The 19,147-nt window shown below is 58.2% G+C and carries 18 protein-coding genes and 1 pseudogene; 9 read left to right on the plus strand and 10 right to left on the minus strand.

Going from position 1 to position 19,147, the window contains the following annotated elements; all coding sequences use genetic code 11:
* Positions 1 to 65: 65 nt before the first annotated feature.
* A complete protein-coding gene (locus NO877_RS18755) occupies positions 66 to 803 on the minus strand; it encodes a sulfite exporter TauE/SafE family protein (RefSeq protein ID WP_256397827.1) in 738 nt (245 codons plus the stop codon).
* Between the two features lie 15 nt (positions 804 to 818).
* On the opposite strand from NO877_RS18755, the pseudogene NO877_RS18760 reads away from it, so the two are divergent.
* Positions 819 to 1,601, plus strand: a pseudogene (locus tag NO877_RS18760) (transposase); the annotation flags it as partial.
* A gap of 792 nt (positions 1,602 to 2,393) precedes the next feature.
* Here the strand turns inward: NO877_RS18760 and NO877_RS18765 are convergent.
* The 8 genes from NO877_RS18765 to phnG are packed head-to-tail and all read right to left on the minus strand — an operon-like array spanning position 2,394 to position 9,124.
* On the minus strand, positions 2,394 to 3,173 hold the full coding sequence (locus tag NO877_RS18765; RefSeq protein WP_256397828.1) for a sugar phosphate isomerase/epimerase family protein: 780 nt from the start codon (positions 3,171 to 3,173) through the stop codon (positions 2,394 to 2,396).
* Positions 3,170 to 4,363 carry an alpha-D-ribose 1-methylphosphonate 5-triphosphate diphosphatase gene (locus NO877_RS18770; RefSeq protein ID WP_256397829.1) on the minus strand — a complete coding sequence of 398 codons (1,194 nt, stop codon included), beginning with the start codon at positions 4,361 to 4,363 and terminating at the stop codon, positions 3,170 to 3,172. Before NO877_RS18770 ends, NO877_RS18765 begins: the two co-directional genes overlap by 4 nt.
* A complete protein-coding gene (locus NO877_RS18775) occupies positions 4,360 to 5,094 on the minus strand; it encodes a phosphonate C-P lyase system protein PhnL (protein WP_256397830.1) in 735 nt (244 codons plus the stop codon). The genes NO877_RS18770 and NO877_RS18775 overlap by 4 nt, the downstream gene beginning before the upstream one ends.
* Positions 5,095 to 5,922 carry an ATP-binding cassette domain-containing protein gene (locus tag NO877_RS18780; RefSeq protein WP_256397831.1) on the minus strand — a complete coding sequence of 276 codons (828 nt, stop codon included), beginning with the start codon at positions 5,920 to 5,922 and terminating at the stop codon, positions 5,095 to 5,097.
* Positions 5,919 to 6,959, minus strand: a complete 1,041-nt coding sequence (locus tag NO877_RS18785) for an alpha-D-ribose 1-methylphosphonate 5-phosphate C-P-lyase PhnJ (protein WP_256397832.1) — start codon at positions 6,957 to 6,959, stop codon at positions 5,919 to 5,921. The genes NO877_RS18780 and NO877_RS18785 overlap by 4 nt, the downstream gene beginning before the upstream one ends.
* Positions 6,952 to 8,127, minus strand: a complete 1,176-nt coding sequence (locus NO877_RS18790) for a carbon-phosphorus lyase complex subunit PhnI (protein ID WP_256397833.1) — start codon at positions 8,125 to 8,127, stop codon at positions 6,952 to 6,954. Before NO877_RS18790 ends, NO877_RS18785 begins: the two co-directional genes overlap by 8 nt.
* Positions 8,127 to 8,684 (minus strand): phosphonate C-P lyase system protein PhnH, encoded by a 558-nt coding sequence (phnH, locus tag NO877_RS18795; RefSeq protein ID WP_256397834.1) that lies wholly within the window; start codon positions 8,682 to 8,684, stop codon positions 8,127 to 8,129. Before phnH ends, NO877_RS18790 begins: the two co-directional genes overlap by 1 nt.
* Positions 8,681 to 9,124 carry a phosphonate C-P lyase system protein PhnG gene (gene phnG, locus NO877_RS18800; RefSeq protein ID WP_256397835.1) on the minus strand — a complete coding sequence of 148 codons (444 nt, stop codon included), beginning with the start codon at positions 9,122 to 9,124 and terminating at the stop codon, positions 8,681 to 8,683. The genes phnH and phnG overlap by 4 nt, the downstream gene beginning before the upstream one ends.
* Positions 9,125 to 9,350: 226 nt before the next feature.
* On the opposite strand from phnG, the gene NO877_RS18805 reads away from it, so the two are divergent.
* From NO877_RS18805 to NO877_RS18825, 5 genes are read left to right on the plus strand one after another with little or no spacing between them, the layout of a single operon-like run.
* Positions 9,351 to 10,373, plus strand: coding sequence for a PhnD/SsuA/transferrin family substrate-binding protein (locus tag NO877_RS18805; protein ID WP_256397836.1), 1,023 nt, complete (start codon positions 9,351 to 9,353; stop codon positions 10,371 to 10,373).
* Between the two features lie 28 nt (positions 10,374 to 10,401).
* The gene (locus NO877_RS18810; protein WP_256397837.1) at positions 10,402 to 11,193 is read left to right on the plus strand and encodes a phosphonate ABC transporter ATP-binding protein; all 792 of its coding nucleotides are present in this window, start codon (positions 10,402 to 10,404) and stop codon (positions 11,191 to 11,193) included.
* The gene (gene phnE / locus NO877_RS18815) at positions 11,190 to 12,188 is read left to right on the plus strand and encodes a phosphonate ABC transporter, permease protein PhnE (RefSeq protein WP_379827688.1); all 999 of its coding nucleotides are present in this window, start codon (positions 11,190 to 11,192) and stop codon (positions 12,186 to 12,188) included. Before NO877_RS18810 ends, phnE begins: the two co-directional genes overlap by 4 nt.
* Before the next feature lie 6 nt (positions 12,189 to 12,194).
* Positions 12,195 to 12,878 (plus strand): DapH/DapD/GlmU-related protein, encoded by a 684-nt coding sequence (locus NO877_RS18820; protein WP_256397838.1) that lies wholly within the window; start codon positions 12,195 to 12,197, stop codon positions 12,876 to 12,878.
* Positions 12,875 to 14,149: an MFS transporter gene (locus NO877_RS18825; RefSeq protein ID WP_256397839.1), complete on the plus strand. Its 1,275-nt coding sequence runs from the start codon at positions 12,875 to 12,877 to the stop codon at positions 14,147 to 14,149. The genes NO877_RS18820 and NO877_RS18825 overlap by 4 nt, the downstream gene beginning before the upstream one ends.
* Here the strand turns inward: NO877_RS18825 and NO877_RS18830 are convergent.
* Entirely contained in the window at positions 14,139 to 15,065 is a 927-nt protein-coding gene (locus NO877_RS18830) for a phosphate signaling complex PhoU family protein (protein ID WP_256397840.1), read from the minus strand. The two genes, NO877_RS18825 and NO877_RS18830, sit on opposite strands and share 11 nt — an antisense overlap.
* 213 nt (positions 15,066 to 15,278) lie before the next feature.
* Here NO877_RS18830 and NO877_RS18835 point away from each other — a divergent pair, with 213 nt between their 5' ends.
* From NO877_RS18835 to NO877_RS18845, 3 genes are all read left to right on the plus strand, one after another.
* On the plus strand, positions 15,279 to 16,292 hold the full coding sequence (locus tag NO877_RS18835) for a phosphate uptake regulator PhoU (RefSeq protein WP_256397841.1): 1,014 nt from the start codon (positions 15,279 to 15,281) through the stop codon (positions 16,290 to 16,292).
* Positions 16,293 to 16,584: 292 nt separating this feature from the next.
* Entirely contained in the window at positions 16,585 to 17,232 is a 648-nt protein-coding gene (locus tag NO877_RS18840; RefSeq protein ID WP_379827691.1) for a helix-turn-helix domain-containing protein, read from the plus strand.
* 64 nt (positions 17,233 to 17,296) lie between these two features.
* A complete protein-coding gene (locus NO877_RS18845) occupies positions 17,297 to 19,042 on the plus strand; it encodes a hybrid sensor histidine kinase/response regulator (protein WP_256397843.1) in 1,746 nt (581 codons plus the stop codon).
* Positions 19,043 to 19,147: the final 105 nt, after the last annotated feature.

The raw sequence follows: 19,147 nt of genomic DNA on the forward strand, positions 1-19,147 counted from the left end.
CTCAATAAATAAGCAGAGGTCGCCAACGAGTGGATTATCCTCGTTCAAAAAGGTGTACATGAACGCTATTGTTTTGCGAGCAACTGCTCTTCGCGTATATTTTCAAACCCGAGGATAACGATTATCGCGCTCATCACTAGCGTTCCTCCTAGAAGAAGCATCAAACTGAGATTATGTAGCAGTTCAATGCCATACGTGTGACTCACAGTTTTACTTGCCACCGAAACACTCCCAATGAGTAACATGACGCCGAAGGCTGTTTTGAGTTCAGCGTCGTCGAGATAATCTGTGAGTCCAGCACCGATGCGGGTTCCGACCGTGCTACCGACGAGCAAGGGAAGTAACATCGCGAAGTGAATCGCTCCCCGTTGTCCGTATACGAATGACCCATACGCACTGGAAATTGTGATCTGAAAAATATCTGTTCCGACAGCGACAGCTCCCGGCATCGTAAGGCCATACATGAGTGCGGGCACCATCAAGAACCCGCCACCGACACCAAGGAATCCCGAGAGGCTTCCAACTACCACTGCGATCAAGAGTATGATCCATACAGAGATTTCAACACCAGTATCGAACGACAGCATCGGCGGGATGGATACTTGTTCGAGATAGGATGTGACCGTTGACTGGTTCACAATTGTGCTCTCATTCTCGATCGCGGGATGTCGACCATCTTGGATGACGAACACACCAACGGCCGCGAGAAGGACAATATACAACACACTCACTACGATATCTGCAAGTCCAATATCTACCAGTACAAGGAGCACTCGTCTTCCAATTTCGATACCAGTTGTCATTCCTGCAATCAACACTCGGTGATCAAATCTGAAGCTTCGTTCCGTCGACCAGTCACAGCTGCAATCGACATCACGACCGTGCCATACTACGGCGATGTCGACGGGATGCCGATGGTTAGTGGGCTTGATCAGGAGAACCGAGCGTTCAAATTCGCCACCCTGTCGATTGTCGGGCTGAATATTCCACTCGTACTGGCTGTCGAACCAGTTCAGGAAAGTTCAGCTTGGGACGATAACGCACCTAATCAAGTCTATCGTGTTGTTCGTCGGTTGGTACGACGTGCTAAGAAGCACGTCTCCATCGAGACTGTCCTGTGCGACCGGGAGTTCGATTCTATGCGAGTGTTCCAGACGTTGTCAAATCCCGGTGTGAACTACCTCATCCCGAAACGGATTACCAATTCTGAACAGAACGTTCTCGATCATCTGGAGGAGGACGATCAAGAGGTCGCGGTTGAGTCGGCCTCCGTCCACGTCGAGACGGGATCGAATCCGATGCGGTTCCTATACGTGCCGTCGACGAAAGGCGAAGGAATGGCGGTATTTGCGACAAATATGCAAGTAGGACCAGATGAGGCCGAAGCATTCTGCCACCGGTATAGTCGCCGATGGCAGATCGAAAACGAGTACAAATCAATCAAAGGTGATTTCTTAGTGAAGACCTCCTCGAAAGACTACCGTATACGGCTGTTCTATTTCGTGTTTGCCGTGCTATTGTACAATATCTGGCGGCTCACCGACTTTTTGCTGAAAGCCGGTATTGACGGTGAGATGGACTACGCGCCGGTTCTGACGGCTGCCTCGTTATCCTCGATAGAATGGTTCTCTTCGTCGACAACCTCTGATTTCGGTCGAACACCAGGAGTCGAGAAATCACGGTCGTGGGCCTCTTTGACGACGAAGTGAGCAGCGGTCTGAACGAACTCGCGGACGCCGTCGTCGAAGCGTTTGCGCCACGTCCGAGACAGCACGGATTCATCTGGAATGTGATCTAAACCCAGTGGCTCAGCGAGTTCCTGCTATCGGGCCAACTGTCGCCCGTTATCTCCCGGTAGATGAGGGGTCGGACTATTCCGAGAAACGAATATGGAGCAGGGTGCCACTTGGGATACCCGTCATGGAGTAGTTCAGTCCGAATCGAACTCTTGGTGATACTTGATACGAGCAGGTTTCCGGTCCGCAGTTGTGCTGTAATTTCGATACCAGTACTGTAGGCATCGGTCATTCGGCGGGTACGATCTGAGAGTGGGCCCTGCGAATTCAATATTTAGTTATAGTCACATCAGTGAGGCAGAAGCCAATGAGGTTCGTGTCGGTCTTGTTTTAGTATTTGTTGGCATTCTATATCTGAAATGGAATCACCCACACCGGTGAGTAATAAAGACCATCTGCCATGCCAGAACACCTAAGCGACCTCCCGGCGAGCGTGCCACGAAAAGGAGCGTGTCTGGACCTATTTGATAGATCTGGCACTGAGGCCCGCAAAGAACGTTTGTGGGCTGTCGAAAACGTAGCCGATGGTTTAGTCAACAGAACCGACGACGACCGACTGACCGTCATGGGTAGTAGTACGGAGTAACAATTCCTTTCTTAAACGCTTAGATTGACACCTTCAACACACCGCACAACATCGTCGACTGATAACATCTCGAAGACAAAGTAGTCAGCCGGGACAGTCTCGACAACTTCTTTGTAGGCTTCGAGTGGCTCGTGCTGATCGCCGGTACCATCATTGGTGTGGAGGTGGCAGACACCGATACGGTCGCCGAAGGCCGAAACGAAGTCTTCCCATTCATGGCCACTAACCTTCGCATGGCCCACGTCTAGGGTCACTTTGAGGAACTCCTTGTCGACCGGAACATCAGCGAGGAAGTCAGCGAGGTCTGTTGGTGTAGTGGTATGCCGGCGCTTCGACTCGCTTGTCGGCTGGTTTTCGACACAGATCGGAACCTCGACTGCTTCGGCGTAGGTGGCACACTCGATGAGCGACTGGCGCGCGTTTGCGGCAGCCTTTGTTTGGACCCAATCGGGATACCGATATGGAACTGAACCACCGTGAAGGACGACTGCTCCGGCCCCGGCGTTCGAAGCATCGTCGAGCGTCCGTTTGACTAGGTCGACGCTCGCCTCTCGCACGTCGTCGTTGAAACTCCCCATGTTCCAGTCACGGAACGGGGCATGGTAGGTCAGCGAGACGTTATACTGGTCGGTCAGCTCTCCGAGTTCGCTGGGCGTGGGTGTCTCCGGATACCCCTCCAAATACTCCTGTTTGAGTTCGAGGTGGTTTAGTCCGAGATCGGTCAGCGTCTCTAGGAACGTCTCGACGGGCGTGTTGAACCGGACATCCATCGCCGCCCCGAGCCGACTCATGGCGTTCCCTCCGCGCGGTAGACCGGCTTCCCTGCGACGAACGCCCGTGTCACTGTCGGTGTCGGCTCTTCGTCGACGATCACGAGATCGGCCCGCGCACCCTCAGCGATGCGCCCTCGGTCGGAGAGGCCGACAGCGTCGGCCGGGTCCTTCGTCACGCGAGCCACACGCTCGGGAAGCGAGTCGCCAGTCTCGACGAACGGTGTGGCCAAAAGCGAGATCGGGTGATAGTCGGCCACCAGCGCGTCGACGACACCCGCGTCGATGGCGTCTGCCGTCCGGAGGTTCCCCCACTGGCTCTCGCCGCGGACGAGATTGGGTGCGCCCATCGTGACGGTCATCCCCAACTCGTTGGCTCGCTCGGCGGTGTCCAGAGTTATTGGATACTCGCTGATGTCGACGCCCACGTCCGCAAGCCGTTCGACCTCTTCGACTTCCTCGTCGTCGTGAGAGGCAGTCGGAATCCCGTGGTCGTGGGCAGTCTCGACGACGCGATCGATGCGCTCGCGGATCGTGTCGAGTTCGAGGCTTCCTCGCTCTTTGATGATCTGTTCTGCCTCTGCGACCGAGTGGTTCTGTGAATCCCGGTAGTATTCGAGGAACGCCTCCCGGTCGCGGAACTGACCCTTGCCAGGGATATGGCTCATCACCGAGACGAGATCGGCGTTGCCTGCCGCGACGATTTCGGTAACGGCGTCGACACACCGCTGTTGGGTCACCTCACACCGGGCGTGAATCCGGTGATCGGCCATCAGGTCGTCGGCACGATCAACTGCCTCGGTGATCTCCGCACCCAATTCGGGTGAGCGATTCTCGTCGGGGTCGACCTCAAAAGAGATGGCGTGAAACTTGGTAGTGATCCCGGCAGCGAGGTTCTCGCGGTCAGACGACGCCAGTGCCATGTGGGTATCCATCTGTGCACCCGACCGTGGGTGAAGGTGTGATTCGATATCGTCGCCGTGGAGGTCGACGAGTCCGGGAAGCACGAGCCGACCCTTTGCGTCGAGGGTCTCGGCCCGCTGTCCCTCGACTCCATTGGTGGCAGGGAGGTCTTCAGGGTCACCGATACCGACGATACGGTTACCCTCGATCCGGATCGCACCCTCGATGACGGCCTCGGGGGTGACGATCCGAGCGTTCTCGATAAGCCACGTCGACTCCTGGATCTGTTCCCCGCGCTGACTACTCATGCGACGACCACCCCTTCGTACTCCTCGACTGGAACGATCCGCTGGAGCCGTGCCTCATCCAGAACAGCCACGCGGTCGGCGATGACTTCAACGACATCGGTGTTGTGGAAGACGCCGACGACGGTTGTTCCATCGCCGAGATACTCCCGTAGGAGGTCGATAGCTGCCTGTCGCGTTTCGGGGTCGAGAGCACTCGTCGGCTCGTCGAGAAGAAGCAGATCGGGCTGTGGAGCGATGGCCTGGGCGAGGTTGACCCGCTGTCGCTCGCCGCCGCTGAACGTCGCCGGATACGCCTCCCATAGCTCCTCGGGAAGTTTGAGTCGGGAGAGTAGCTCTTGGCTTCGCTCGCGGGCATCGGCGGTCGAGAGCCCGCCCTCGCGGAGCGGCCGTGCAACCACGTCGACCGCGGGCACACGCGGGATCTCGTCGAGGAACTGTGAGGTATAGCCGATGGCGCTCTCCCGTAGCTGAATCATCTCGCGGTCGTCACACGATACGAGATCGACATCTCCCTCCGCACCGTGGTAGACCACACGGCCAGCGCTAGGCTCGTAGGCCCGGTAGATACATTTCAGCAGTGAGGATTTGCCGCTGCCAGACTCACCGACGATGGCCAGAAACTCGCCGTCGTCGACGGTGAACGAGACATCATCCAACCCGACGACCTGCGTATCGCCGAGGATGTGCATATCGAACGTCTTCCGTAGGTTTTCGATTGTAAGAACGGTCATTTAAATCACCGAATTGATGAGTGTTTGTGTGTAGGCGTGGTGGGGATCCTCCATCACGCGGTCAGTGAGCCCCGACTCGATAACCCGTCCGTGGCGCATCACGAGCGTACGGTCGGCCAGCAGTCGAATCACCCCGAGGTCGTGGGAGACGACGACTGCGGCGACGTCTTCCTCGCGCTGGACGCGGCGGAACATATCCAGGACTCGCGCTTGGACGCTCACGTCGAGGCCAGTCGTCGGCTCGTCGAGGATGATCACGTTTGGGTCGTTTGCCAGCGCACGGGCGATCTGGACACGCCGCTGCATCCCACCGGAGTAGGTGTCGGTGGCGTCGTCCATCCGGTCAACCGGAATCTCGGTCGCCTCGAACAGCGAACCGACACGCTCGCGGATCTCCTCGTAGTTGCGCCAGCCCGCCGACAGCAGTTTCTCTGCGACGTTGCCGCCGCCGGAAAAGTCGAGTTCGAGCCCATCCCGGATGTGCTGGTGGACGAGGCTGATCTCGCCGTTCTGCAGCTCGTGGCGCGTCTGATAGTCGACATCCAGGAGGTTCCCCTCGTGATTCGCATAGCGAACCGCGCCGTCGGCGTGGCCCTCGTCATCGTCGAGCGCAAGCAGTTCGGCGACGCTCGACTTGCCGGAGCCGGATTCACCGACGATGCCGAGGACTTCCCCGGCTTCCACCGAAAGGTCGACATCCGCACAGGCAACGACGCTCCCGCAGATCGGACACTGGTTGGTTCCGGCACGGTCGCCTGTACGGTCCAGACAGACCGCACAGCCCTCGCCGTAGACCTTCGTCAGTCCCTCGGCCTCCAAGAGGCTCATTCAGCATCACCGCCATGGCTGTCGACTGTCGCCTCAGGCGTGGCCGACTTCTCGTCATCCGGCGTCCCCGGCCCCCAGTCGACTCCCTCACGATCGAGGTGATAATCCTTCGGTAGTTCCTCGCTGTCCTGTCGTTTGAGACAAAACGAGGTATCGTTGCAGACGTACTGTCGGTCCCGATCGTCGGTTTCGATTTCAGTGAGATAGGTATCGGTCGACCCGCAGGCCTGACAGGACTGGTCGGGGAAGCGTTCGACCTGGAATGTCCGATCCTCGAAGGCCAACGGCTCGACGCTCGTATGGGGTGGAACGGCGTAGATTCGGGCCTCGCGTCCGGCGGCGAAGACGAACAGGTTGTCGGCGTCATCGAGTTTGGGGACGTCCCACCGGGGGATCGGCGAGGGGTCCATGAGATAGCGGCCACCGACCATCGTCGGGTAGCGTGCGGCAATATTGATCTCGCCGAACTCGACGACATTCTCGTAGAGATGAACCCACATCTTGCCGTAGTTTTTGTGGGCGTGTCGACGCCGGTTGGCTGCATCCGAGGAGTCGACCTTTCGGAGTGCATCTGTGATCGGCACCTGCAACACGAGGATCTGGTCGTCGGTCAGCACCTCCTCGGGAATCCGGTGGCGTGTCTGGATCACGTCGGCGTCAGTCGTATCGGTCGTCGTCTCGACATCGGCGGTGTCGCTGGCCAGTCGACGGATGTTGGCCGCGTTGACTGATTCGTCTGACCCCTGGTCGATGACTTTGAACGTGTCGTCGGGACCGAGAATCGACAGCGAGGCCTGAATGCCGCCGGTCCCCCAGCCGCGGGCCAGCGGCATCGGTCGGGAAGCATACGGCACCTGATGGCCGGGGATGGCGATGGCCTTCAATATTGAGCGCCGGACCTCGCGTTTGGTGTGTTCGTCGAGATAGGCGTAGTTGTAGCCGTCGAGCCCGTCGTCTCCGTCGAGGCTGTCGAGGACAGCGTCGACGGAGTCGGTCGATACAGTTTGGCCTGTGGTTGGTGGCTCTGTTTCAGTCATCGTTGTTGATTTCCATCGGGGTCTGCTCGCTGTCGTCACGCTCGGTGTTCTCGGCTTCATCTCCGTTCTTGGCCTCGTCGTCGACGCCCGCTGCGGACCCCACGCCTGCCCGGTGTCGAATTCCACGAATTCGGTCGAGAATCGACTGAAACGTGACGTAGTGGGGCAGTTTGAGGTGTTCAATGAAGCCGAACGAATCCATCCCGTCGACCACATCAAGGACGAACTCGGGGTTCTCGGCGGGCTCGGACTCGCTGTCGAGTTGGATCGAAGCGTCGAGAATCGTCATAGCGATGGCCTTGCGTTCGTTGCGACCGAAGGTCAGTCCGTAGCCGAAGGCGAACTGTGGATCCTCGCGCTTGGCGTACACCGGCACCACCGCCTCGCTCTCGCTGAGTTCGATATCGGTCACTCGAACCTCTTCGTCCGTGTATGGGTGTTCGATCTTCACGGGGAGCTTGCCGACCCGAACCTCGGCGAGCGTCGGGTGTACTTGGCCATAGCCCCGGAGCGCGGAGTAACCCAGCGCGGTCACTGCCCCCGTCTCGCCGCGGGCAAGCTCTTGAAGAACTTCGTCGCGGTCGACCGGATGGGTCACCGACTCGCGGGTGGTGTCGGCTGGCTCGCCGTCGAATTCGTGTTCGGGTTCGTGAACGAGGCCCTCCTCGCGGAGTACCTCCATCACGTTTGTGAGCTGTTCTGGCTCTGTCTCGTCGACCTCCCAGTCGGCGGTCGGATCGTCCGGCTCGTCGTCTTCGTGGTCGGTTTCGAGGTTGAAATCCAGGAGTCGCTGGGTGTAGTCCTTGGTTGGGCCGAGGATCTGGCCGCCCGGCACGTCTTTATACGCGGGTGAGACGCGTCGTGTAGCGAACATCTCAGAAGGATCGGCGGTAACCGTTTCGTCCCAGCGTTCTAGCGTCGACCGGTAGGCCCGCAGCAGAAACGCAGCTTCGACTGTATCGCCTTGTGCCTGTTTCACCGCAAGCGCGGCGAGTCGCGGGGCGTACAGCCCGGCCTCGCTCATCGCTTGGGCGGTCAGGCGGTCGAGCTGGCCCTCGATCTGGTCGACCGATAGCGTCTCGTCCTCGCCGTCGAGTCGCTGTTTTTCGAACAGGTCCGCAGCACGTTCGATAATCTCCTCGCCAGCTTTGACCGCAACGTACCCCATCAGGCCACCTCCATCGACACTGAGCGGGGCACTGCGAGGAGCCGATCACCGGCCGTGAAGATCGCCTCGACGCCGCGAGGATACGTCGACTGGGTCGCGGTGATCGCATCGAGTTCCTCGGTCGGGAGTCCAACAGCCACCGATCGGGTGTCGGGGATCCCCGGTCCCGAGAGGGTGATCGTCGTCAAATCGAGGTCAGCATCAGCGTCCGCAGACAGGCCGTCGACCCGGTAGATTACCGTCGCGCCCTCGCTGGGTTCGACGAGTGTCCCACGAGTGAGGTCGGCGACGTTCCATGTAGGCACGCCGTGGGTGTGGACGATATCGGCCGTCTCCGGCTCGGCGTCGTCGAGCCGACCGTGACTCGCCAGTTTTTCCCGAAGCTCGGTGTCGGCTGTGGACAGCGACACCTCATGGTCGACCAGCGTGGCGACGACGGCGTGATCGGCCGGGTCCGTTGGAACCGCTTGAATCGTGCCGGGCCGACTCATCGCGTCACAGAGCGCCCGGAAAGTAGCCCGTGTGTCGGCGACGGGATCGAGTCCGAGGGATCTCACAGCTCGTCCTCCATCGTTTCGAACTCGACGGCGGTGTGGCGGCTCTCGGCCCACTCGCGGTCCCGGCTGGCGGCTCGTTGTTCACCGGCGGCTTCGAGTTCGTCGACCATCGCGGCCGTGCGATTGTGACCGCCAGCGACCGCCGCGTCGACGATGGCTCCCGACAGCGCTTCTCGTTCGGCCTTGCCGGGGCGCATGGCGAACCCGCGTTCGCCGTCGAGACTGACCTCGGCGGGTGTGACAACGACCTCACCGAGATTGAACGGTCGACGCTCGACCGGTTCGCGGACCTGCTGCATGAGAAGCGTCGGTTTGGGCTCCTGTCGGATCGTCAGTGGTGGGTCGGATTCGAGAATTTCGTTGGCGAACCGGGCGAGTACGGACTCATCACAGGCCGCGATGAGCTCGAACCGGTCCGAGCGGTTATGGGCATCCGTCATACAATCAAGTAGGGAATCTCTAAACACCCGAATAAGGGTTCGCTGGGTACTCTCTATTCCTCCCTGTGAGGACCTGATCGAACACCCACCGAGATACGAGCGTCCGGACTAGTACAGACTCAGTTACGCAATGGTCGACTGTGGCTGAAAACCAGCGTGGCGTCGTGGTTCCTTCCGGACTCTACGCAGCCAAGGGTTATTCTATCCCGTTAGTTCGACTCAGGTGATGGCACCTACCAGTGAGGTCGACGCCTCTGACGTACCGACGACGACCACGAGTACCGAGAAGCGAGCTCTGAGTCGCCGCCGGTTCGCCGCCGGCGCGCTCGGCGCAGCCGGACTTACCGGGATGGCTGGCTGTAGCAGCGTCTTGGGCAACGCAGATAGTAGTGAAACGATCACGATGCTACTGACGCCCGACACACCGTCGGACGTTCGGCCGCAGTATCAGCCGGTCCACGATCTGCTCGAAGGCGAGATCGACGGCCTCGATCTCGAAATGAAGGTCCCACAGGACTACTCGGCTGTCAGACCGGCCCTGCGGAGCGAACAGGCCGAGATCGGGATGGACGACGTGACGCTCATTTCGGACCCCGACATGATGGATCTGTTTGGAACGGCTGTCACTGGCGGGACGGCCTTCTACTTCTCGATGATGCTGACGAAACCCGAGTCAGATATCGACGAACGGACCGATCTCGAAGGCCGATCGGTCGCCTTCGCCGACCGCCTCTCAACGAGTGGTTCGATCTTCGCCGTCTATGCACTCAAGGAGGCTGGTCTTGACGTGGGCGACGCACCTGACGGCCCACCAGTCGACTTCGACGGGACGTGGTCGAACCACGAGGACGCCGTCCAGAAGGTGATCAACGACGACGCCGACGCCTGCTGTACGTGGACTGGCAACGGGATGGCCTACCTCGCTCAAGACCAGGAACTACCAGAAGAGGTAGCAAACCAAGATTCGTTCGTTGGCAACCGTGGCAGCGAATCCGAGACGCTTCGACCGTTCTGGTGGTCGTTCCCGATTCCGAAACAGCCGATCTACGCCCGCCAGTCGTGGGACTCGCCGATGAAAGAGGAGATCCGCCAAACCCTGATCGACTCCGACAGAGAGCTCATCGAAGAGTACCTTCCCGAGGATTACAACGAGGACGATCTGCCGTTTAGCACGCTCCGAGAGACGACAATGGACAACTACGAACCCGTGATCACGCGGCTCAACGATCTCGGTATCGAACTCGGATAACCAGCTCACCACGAAATTTTCAGTTATCATGAGCACGCTTACAATCGAGAATCTGACAAAGGAGTACGGCGACGTGACTGCACTCGAAGACGTCTCCTTCGAGATCGATGACGAGTTCGTCGTGCTGCTCGGCGAATCAGGGGCCGGAAAGTCGACGCTACTCCGGTGTATCAACGGCCTCACCGAGCCGACGAGCGGCGAGATACGGCTCGACGGCGAGCCGATCGTTGGCTCCCAGCCGGACGTGGGGATGATCTTCCAACAGCACAACCTCGTTGAGGGACTCTCAGCGTATGTAAACGCGCTGACCGGGTCTTTGAATAGCTCCTCGACGTTCGAGAGCCTCCTCCAACAGCAGGATCGGTCGACAAAAAAAGACGCGCTTGAAGCCCTCGAAACCGTCGGGCTTCTCGACGAAGCCCACCAGCACGTCTCCCAGATGAGCGGTGGCCAACAACAGCGGGTCGGCATCGCCCGCGCACTGGTCCAAGATCCACGGTTGGTGTTGGCCGACGAACCGGTCGCCAGTCTAGATCCCTCGAGTGCTGAGACCGTGATGGGTTATTTAAAAAAGGCTGCAGGGCTTCACGAGGTGACCGCACTGGTGAGCCTCCATCAGGTCAATATCGCCGCCCACTTCGGCGAGCGATTCATCGGGCTTCGAGACGGCCAACTGCTGTTCGATGTCGACCAGGATGGACTCACACCCGAACTCGTCGACGAACTCTACGGGAGTGTCGAGACGGTCGGACTTGCCCAGCAGACCGACCCGCCGGAGATTCCGTCGACCGACCAGCCCACACTGGGGGCCGAAACGTGAGTTCCAAACCTTCACGCATCGACGAACTCCGAACATATCTGGGGTTCGGTGAGGGAGGCTCGTCAGCAGTCGACAAAAAGCTCCAAGATATCAAACGACGGAAGACGATCCGCCGGCTCTGGGGTCTCGTTGGCTTACTCGCGTTTGCCGCTGTCTTTAATTGGAGTCTCTCGACTGTCGGGTTTTCGCTGGCCGAGCTGTACCGTCAGCTGCCGGAGTTTGGCGAGGCGCTAACTGGGTACTTCCCGCCGACGCTCTACTTCGATCTCATTCCGTTCGTCGACGTGATGCAGTACTGGGAGTTCATGGTCGAAGCCGAACTGTTTGCAGCCTCGCAGGTGACAGTCGCTATTGCCATCGCGGGGACAGCGCTTGGTCTGCCGCTCGCGCTGTTTTTCGGTGTGATGGCCAGCGAGCGCGTCGTTCCCTACCCATTCAACTTCGCCTTCCGACTGACTATGAGTGTCATTCGGGCGATTCCGGCGTTGGTCTGGGTGCTCATCCTCATCCCGCTTGGGGGTGTCGGGCCGTTTACTGCGACGCTAGCAGTGATGATCGACACCGGTGGCTACCTCGGTCGACTGTTCACCGACGAACTCGAAGAAATAGCCGATGGGCCCATCGAAGGGATTCGCAGTACGGGAGCAAACAAGCCACAGATCATCTCCTTCGGGATGTTGAGCCAAGTGTTCCGGCAGTTTATCGCGTGGCTCGCCTTTGACCTCGAACACAACGTTCGGGTAGCCATTAGCCTCGGGCTCATCGGGGCTGGGGGGCTGGGACTCGAACTCAACGTCCAGCGGCGGACGTTCAACTACACCGAGATGATGGCCTGTATCATCCTCGTGATTCTGCTTGCCGGAACAGTCGAACTACTGAGCCAGCGGCTCCGCTCGTACCTCCGTGACGACGAGGAGGTAGAGCGAACCGGCATCCTCGAAGCGTTCGTCACCGCTCCGGCCAAGATCGCACGGTCGGCCATGGGGCGCCGGTAGCGACCAATGACGACCTATATCGAGTCTTACGGACCGGACCGAACTCGGAAACTGGGTCCCGAGCCGACGATCCACGATCCAGTCGCGATCTCCGAGAGCGAACTCGGCGCGTGGACCGAACTCCGTCAGGGCTGTCGACTCAACGAATCGAAAATCGGAGATTACACATATCTGATGGAGCGCGTCCAGTTGGACCACACGACCATTGGAAAGTTCGGTAACGTCGCCTCCGATGCCCGACTGGGACCGACTAACCACCCGATTGAGCGACCGACTGCCCACCATTTCACCTACCGAGCCGAGATGTACGACCTCGGAGAGGACGACGAGTCGGTTTTCGAGTGGCGGGCCGACCAGCCAGTTACAGTCGGCCACGACGTCTGGATCGGTCACGGTGCAACTGTGCTCCCCAGCGTCGAGATCGGAAACGGCGCAGTCGTTGCTGCTGGTTCGGTCGTAACGAAAGACGTCGACCCCTACACAATCGTGGCTGGGGTGCCCGCAGAGCCGATCAAAAGACGGTTTTCCGAGGAGATCGCCGCACGCCTCGATGCGACCGAATGGTGGCACTGGGACCACGACGTGCTGGCCGAGCGACTTGCGGCCTTCCGTGATCTCGACTCGTTCCTCTCGCGGTACGCGCCCGAAGTCCCTGTTAAACCCGTCGACGGCCACGCCGATCACGCGTGAGTCCCTCGTCGTCAGTCGACGGCCCGTCAGATGCTAGCAGCGCGTCGAATGCTGATGGCGTGGTAGATGTCGACGGCGTCACTGAGGTAGCCCACGTCCGTGACCGTCGACGCGTTCTGGCGGTGACTGCGACCACACTGTTTTGCTCGGCATTGATATGGTTCAATTACGCCGCCGTCCTACCGCAGGTGACCGAGGAGTGGGGGCTCACTGGAATCGAGGCAGGGGCTGTCTTCGGTGCGTTCCAAGCTGGCTATCTGCTCTCGATTCTCCCCGCTGGCTGGCTCGCTGACCGCTACTCGCCGCGGTGGGTGATCGCCGTTGGGGCAGCCGGGACCGCGCTCCCGAGCCTCGCGTTCGCCGCCCTCGCCGACGGGATCATCCTCGGAGTTGCCCTCCGATTTCTCTCGGGGCTCTTTGTGGCTGGCGTCTACGTTCCGGGAATGCGGTTTCTCAGCGATTGGTTCCCCAAGACTGTCCGGGGGCAGGCTCTCGGAGCTTACATCGGGACGTTCGAACTCGGTAGCGGCCTCTCGTTCGTGTTCGCCACTGCAGTCGCCGAAGCAGTTGATTGGCGGGTCGCCATCGCCGCAACAAGTGTTGGTGGGTTGGTAATTTCGCCACTTATCGTGGTCGCAACGCGGGACGCCCCGAATCGTGTCGAACCCACAGCATCAGGGATCGGCTGGTCACTGTTCCGAAACCGACCGTATCTGCTGGCGGTCGGCATCTACGCGTGGCACAACTGGGAACTGTTCGGTGTCAGAGGCTGGCTATTAGCGTTTCTGGTCGCTACACCAGCCTTTGCGGCCACCGGGTCGACAGTTATCCCTGGCCTCGTCGTCGGGGCGATGATCGTCGCCAGCGGTGTGGGGAACCTCGCCGGGGGCTGGCTGAGTGATCGTATTGACCGGCAAGCTGTACTCGCAATCGGTCTCGGGGCGAGCGCGTTTGTGAGTGCTGTCTTCGGCTTCATCGGAGGACTGACGACGCCACTGTTGGTTGGTGTAGTCCTCGTCTACGGGGTTGTCCTCGCACTCGACAGCGCGCCAACGTCGACGCTCGTGACCGAGGTCGTCTCCGACGAACACGTCGGGACAGCGCTCTCAGTGCAGTCGCTGGTCGGCTTTTCGACGACGATCATCTCACCTGTCGTCTTCGGGATTGCCCTCGACTGGGGCGGCTACACGGCTGCGTTCCCGATGCTTGCAGCCGGAGCCCTCGTCGGACTAGGGTTCGTCGGGCTATTGGGACGAACAGTCAGATCATGACGTGATCCGGTTGGAGGCCCGAGTGGAGTCGGACGGCGATCTCGGCAGCGTCGACCCAGTAGTAGATTGCCCGTTCGAGGGCACGAGTGATCGAAACGAGATAGCCGTACAGCTCCGGATCGTAGGCGGTCACCAGTTCGAACAGTTCGTCGAGATCCCGGTGGACCGTCTCTTCGAGCGTAATGAGCCTGTCGTGGGCGTCGAGATCGCATTCAAAGAGGATGGCTCCGAGTGCATCGTTGATCGATGCTCCCGCTTCGAAGATGTCGACGACGCGCTCCTCGATGACGCCCGTGGCTGGTCGGTGTTCGCGGTCGACCATATCGGCGATGAAACAAGCACGGTCGCCAACGATTTCGAGGTTGGTGGCGATCGTCGAAAGATCGGCGGCGACGCGGTTACCGGGCCAGTCGGTCGTTAGCGTGTAGTTTTTGAGTTCACTCAAGACCGCCGAGTACCGCTCGTTGGCCAGTGATTCGAGCGTATCTGCCGACTGTTCGGGGTCCTCACCGACAAACGCCTCGTGGGCGGCGGCGTACTGCGCCGACGTAACGTCGTTGAGTCGTTCAAGAAGTTCCACGACGGTACGCCCGCGGTCGGCTGCCTCGGTCGACTGATCGATTTCGGGGACTGACTCGTCCGTTGAGAGAGGATTCGATGTAGAGAGGTTCGAAATCCCTCGCGCCGATCTGTACAGTTGATCGTTGTCGACGACGTAGGCCTTCCGAACGATGTCTTCTCCTTTGAGTTCGCCGAGGAGTTCTGAGAGATACTGTTCGGAGATGCCGACCGTCTCGGCGAGCCGTGTTTTCGTGCCCGGTGCCGTGCGGTCGATGGCTTCGATTACTTGGGTGAGTGTTGCATCACGGCCCTGATAGCCAGCGTTTCCCCGAGGGTGCCACATACGACGGGACATACTCCCAACAATCCGATGCCCGAATATAGCCGTGACCCACAGACTGTCTGTACCAGTCTGTACTGGTCCGGACTACCGCGATCTAACCGTGGCCCTGTACACTCTAGAGACAGCAAGTAGATCCACCGTACCCATATCGCTATATATTGCTTACCATGTGAGTTGTTATCTCATATAAAACATCAAACAGTCGAACCAATGAGTATATTCCATATGGAAACACGCAAGGTACAGCTATCCGGTGGCACAACATATACTGTTTCGCTTCCGAAGAAGTGGGCTCAAGAACACGGCATCGACGCTGGGTCCGTACTCGCGTTACATCCGAATGGGGACAGTTCCTTACTCATCGAAGCGACGACCGACCGATCGACTGCCGACCGAACAGTGACTGTCGATGTGTCGACGGCAACCGACAAGGCACTCCGCCAGCGGATTCTCGCCCTCCACGCGGTTGGTTTCGACTCGGTAACACTAACTGACTCGTCGGGACACGATCCCGAGCGGCGGCACGTAATCGAAGAAACCCTCCAGGAGCTTTCGGGATTCGAACTCATGGAGGCGACGGATCATCGAATCAAACTGACGAACCTCATCGCCGCCGAGAACGTCGATGTCCGCAAGAGCGTGCTTCGACTTCGGTTGGTAATGCTATCGATGCACCGGGATGGCCTCGATGCGGTTATCAACGGCGATACGGAACTGGCTCGACGCGTCGTTTCCCGCGACAGCGAAGCCGACAAATTGTTTGCGATGATCACCCGCCATTTCCGGCGGTCGCTATCGAATCTCTACGAGGTCAAAAAACTGGAGCATAGCCGTGACGAACTGTTCGAGTACTACTATGCCGCCCGACAGTTTGAACGGATAGCCGATCACGCCGAGAAGATGGCGGGGTTCACACTCAACTCGGAGGCGTCGATACCCAAACAGTATGCCGAGGAGTTCGCTTCATTGGGAAAGTCGACTCGTGGGATCATTGACGATGCAGCCGATGCGATCCTGACCGGGGGTGGTATCGAAGCCGCTAACGGAGCCCTTGGTAAGTACGACCGCTTACAGGACCAACTCGACGACGTAGACCGAGAGCTCTACGACCATGACGTGCCGGGTGAGGCGTATGTTCTCGGTCTCGTCCTCGATAGTCTCCGTCGAACTGCCGAATACGGCGTCAACGTCGCCACCATTGCTATCCAACAGTCGACCAGGCAGAATGCCGATACCTAAGTTGAAACCACCGTTAGGTGAAATATTTTCTTCTGATATTTATATGAATGAATGATATAGAAGCTGAGGTGAGTCAAGATTTTGACCACAACATCTTCATTGCTGATCGTCGGGGTATAACGTTACACCTAAAGGGCTCTGTTGAAATCCTATTGATCCGATACCTTTCCCGCTGAAACAGCCGTCAGTTAGAACGGCATTCGGATTTATATTCTCGAATATTGTAGGAAACAAACATCGACGACATTGAATTAGCCAATACATCTTTTCAATGGTCGCCCATATATTGCCCATGGCAATTGAAGCGACGTTCACTGCGACTGACGGTGAGTTTCCACTGGCTGCAGTCTTCTCGGAGTTTCCCGGCGCCGAAATCGAATTAGACCGCGTCGTTCCGACAAACGAATTTATTATCCCGTATTTCTGGGTTCGAGATATCGAAATCGAGAACATCTCGATGAAGAACGTCACGCACCCGGGTATCCGCGACATTCGGGTGATTGATGACGTTGATGAGGCAGCGTTCATTCGCATCGACTGGGACTTGGAGTATGAGAGCGTCTTGACAGCAATTATCGAAACCAATGTGAACCTGATTTCTGCGATTGGGAGAGAAAACCAGTGGTCGTTCGAATTTCGGGCCGATTCCCGACAGGATCTCGCCGACTTCCAGTCGTACTGTCGAGACCATGACATCCCTCTGGAACTTACGAAACTTCACGCACTCTCACCAATAGAATCGGGCCAAGAGTACGACCTGACCGACGCACAGCGCGAAGCAATGACGGTCGCATACACGCTCGGGTATTATGATTCGCCGCGAGAGGCAACCCGGCAGGACGTAGCGAACGAACTCGGGATTTCACCGCAAGCTGTTGGGTCCCGGCTACAGAGAGGAACTCGACGGTTACTCTCAAGTACGATTATGCGACTTAAGTAATAGTATATAAAAACAATTCTAACGAAAGGGCCAAACACATCCGTCCGGCTCTTCTATTTAGGGTATGCAACGAACGCCCAGAGGTGACCACAAACCCGCGGCCAAGGCAGAACAACCTTTGGAAACGTTCCGCGTCCTTCACGTCGATGACGAGCCCGACCTCTCGGAGATGGTCGGCATTTACCTCGAGCGTGCAGATGATCGATTCGAGATTGTGCAGGCAAACAGCGCCAGCAACGGTCTGGACCAGCTTTCCGAGCAGACGTTCGACTGCGTCATCTCCGATTACGACATGCCCAGCTGTAATGGCATCGAGTTTCTCGAAGAGCTTCGAGAAGAATTTCCCAATCTCCCGTTCATCCTGTTCACCGGAAAAGGCACCGAGGAAATTGCGAGTGACGCGATTTCGGCAGGAGTCACCGATTACCTTCAGAAACAAACGGGTACGGATCAGTATACCGTGCTGGCCAATACCGTTTCGAACGCCATCGAGCATTACCGGGCTTCTCAGGCGGTTCGACAACGTGAGCAACGGCTCCAAACTGTCCTCGATTGCGTAACCGATGCCATCGTCGAGGTGGATTCGGACTGGCGGTTCACCCTCGTCAATCAGCAGGCTGAGGAACTCTACGAGATGGATGAGGAGTATCTCCTTGGGAGGGATTTCTGGGAGGTCTTCAGCGAGGCGCTCGACACTCGATTCGAAGCGAAATATCGACAGGTCATGGAAACCCGAGAACCCACCTCGTTTGTCGAATACTTCTCCCAGCTCGACGGTTGGTTCGACATCGACATCTATCCGAAAAACGAAGGGGGGATTGGGTTCTACTTCGCCGAAGTCACCGAACAACGTGAGCGCCAGCAGGAACTAGAACAGGCGAACGCCGTGCTCTCGACACTGTTCGAAACGCTTCCCGTCGGCGTCCTTGCAGAAGATGCCGACCGGAACGTGCTCGCGGTGAACAATCACCTGCTTGACCTCTTCGAATTTTCCGGACCACCGGAAGATGTCCACGGTACCGACTGTGTACAGTTGACTGAGCAGGTCAGCGATACGTTCGTCGAATCCAACCAGTTCGTTGAACGAACCAATCAGCTGGTGGCCGACCGTGAACCGATAGATAACGAACGATTAGTGCTCCATGATGACCGCATCTTCGAGCGCGATTACCGACCAGTCGAACTTCCGGATGGAGATGGTCACTTGTGGGTCTATAAGGATATTAGCGATCAGGAAGAACAGCGACGACGATACGAGGCCGTTTTCAATCAGACCTATCAGTTCACTGGCTTGCTGGAGCCTGACGGAACAGTACTCGAAGCGAACGACACCGTACTGGAGTTCGCGGGCCATGACCGCAATGAGGTCGTCGGGCAAAAAATGTGGAAGCTACCGTTGTTCCAATATTCTCAAGAGACCAGAGAGCGGGCACAGTCCGCCGTTGAACGGGCGGCTGATGGAGACTTCGTCCATCACGAGCTGCACCTCCAGGGAGCCGACCGAGAGGCGATCATCGATTTCTCGGTACGTCCCGTGACCGATGAGCAAGGGAGTGTTAGATTTCTCGTTCCGGAAGGGCATGAAATCACGGACCGCAAAGAGCACGAGCGGTCCCTCCAGCGGGAACGGGATCGCCTCGACGAGTTCGCAGGCGTTCTCAGCCACGATCTTCGGAATCCACTGAACGTCGCTGAAGGGCGATTAGAACTCGCACAAGAAGAGTGTGACAGCGAACATCTCCTTGCTATCGAGACAGCATTAGACCGCATGGATCGCCTTACTGAGGATCAGTCGATCACATCGGGTTAGAGGAAGTGTCTGCTTGGACGTAGTGTGAAACCAAACCAAGCAGACAATCAGATCGAAGAAGAGCACCTGCTTAATTTTGTCGTCAACACTCTCAACGAGGAGCTT

This window comes from Halohasta litorea, from assembly GCF_024494645.1.
Taxonomy (GTDB): Archaea; Halobacteriota; Halobacteria; order Halobacteriales; family Haloferacaceae; genus Halohasta; species Halohasta litorea.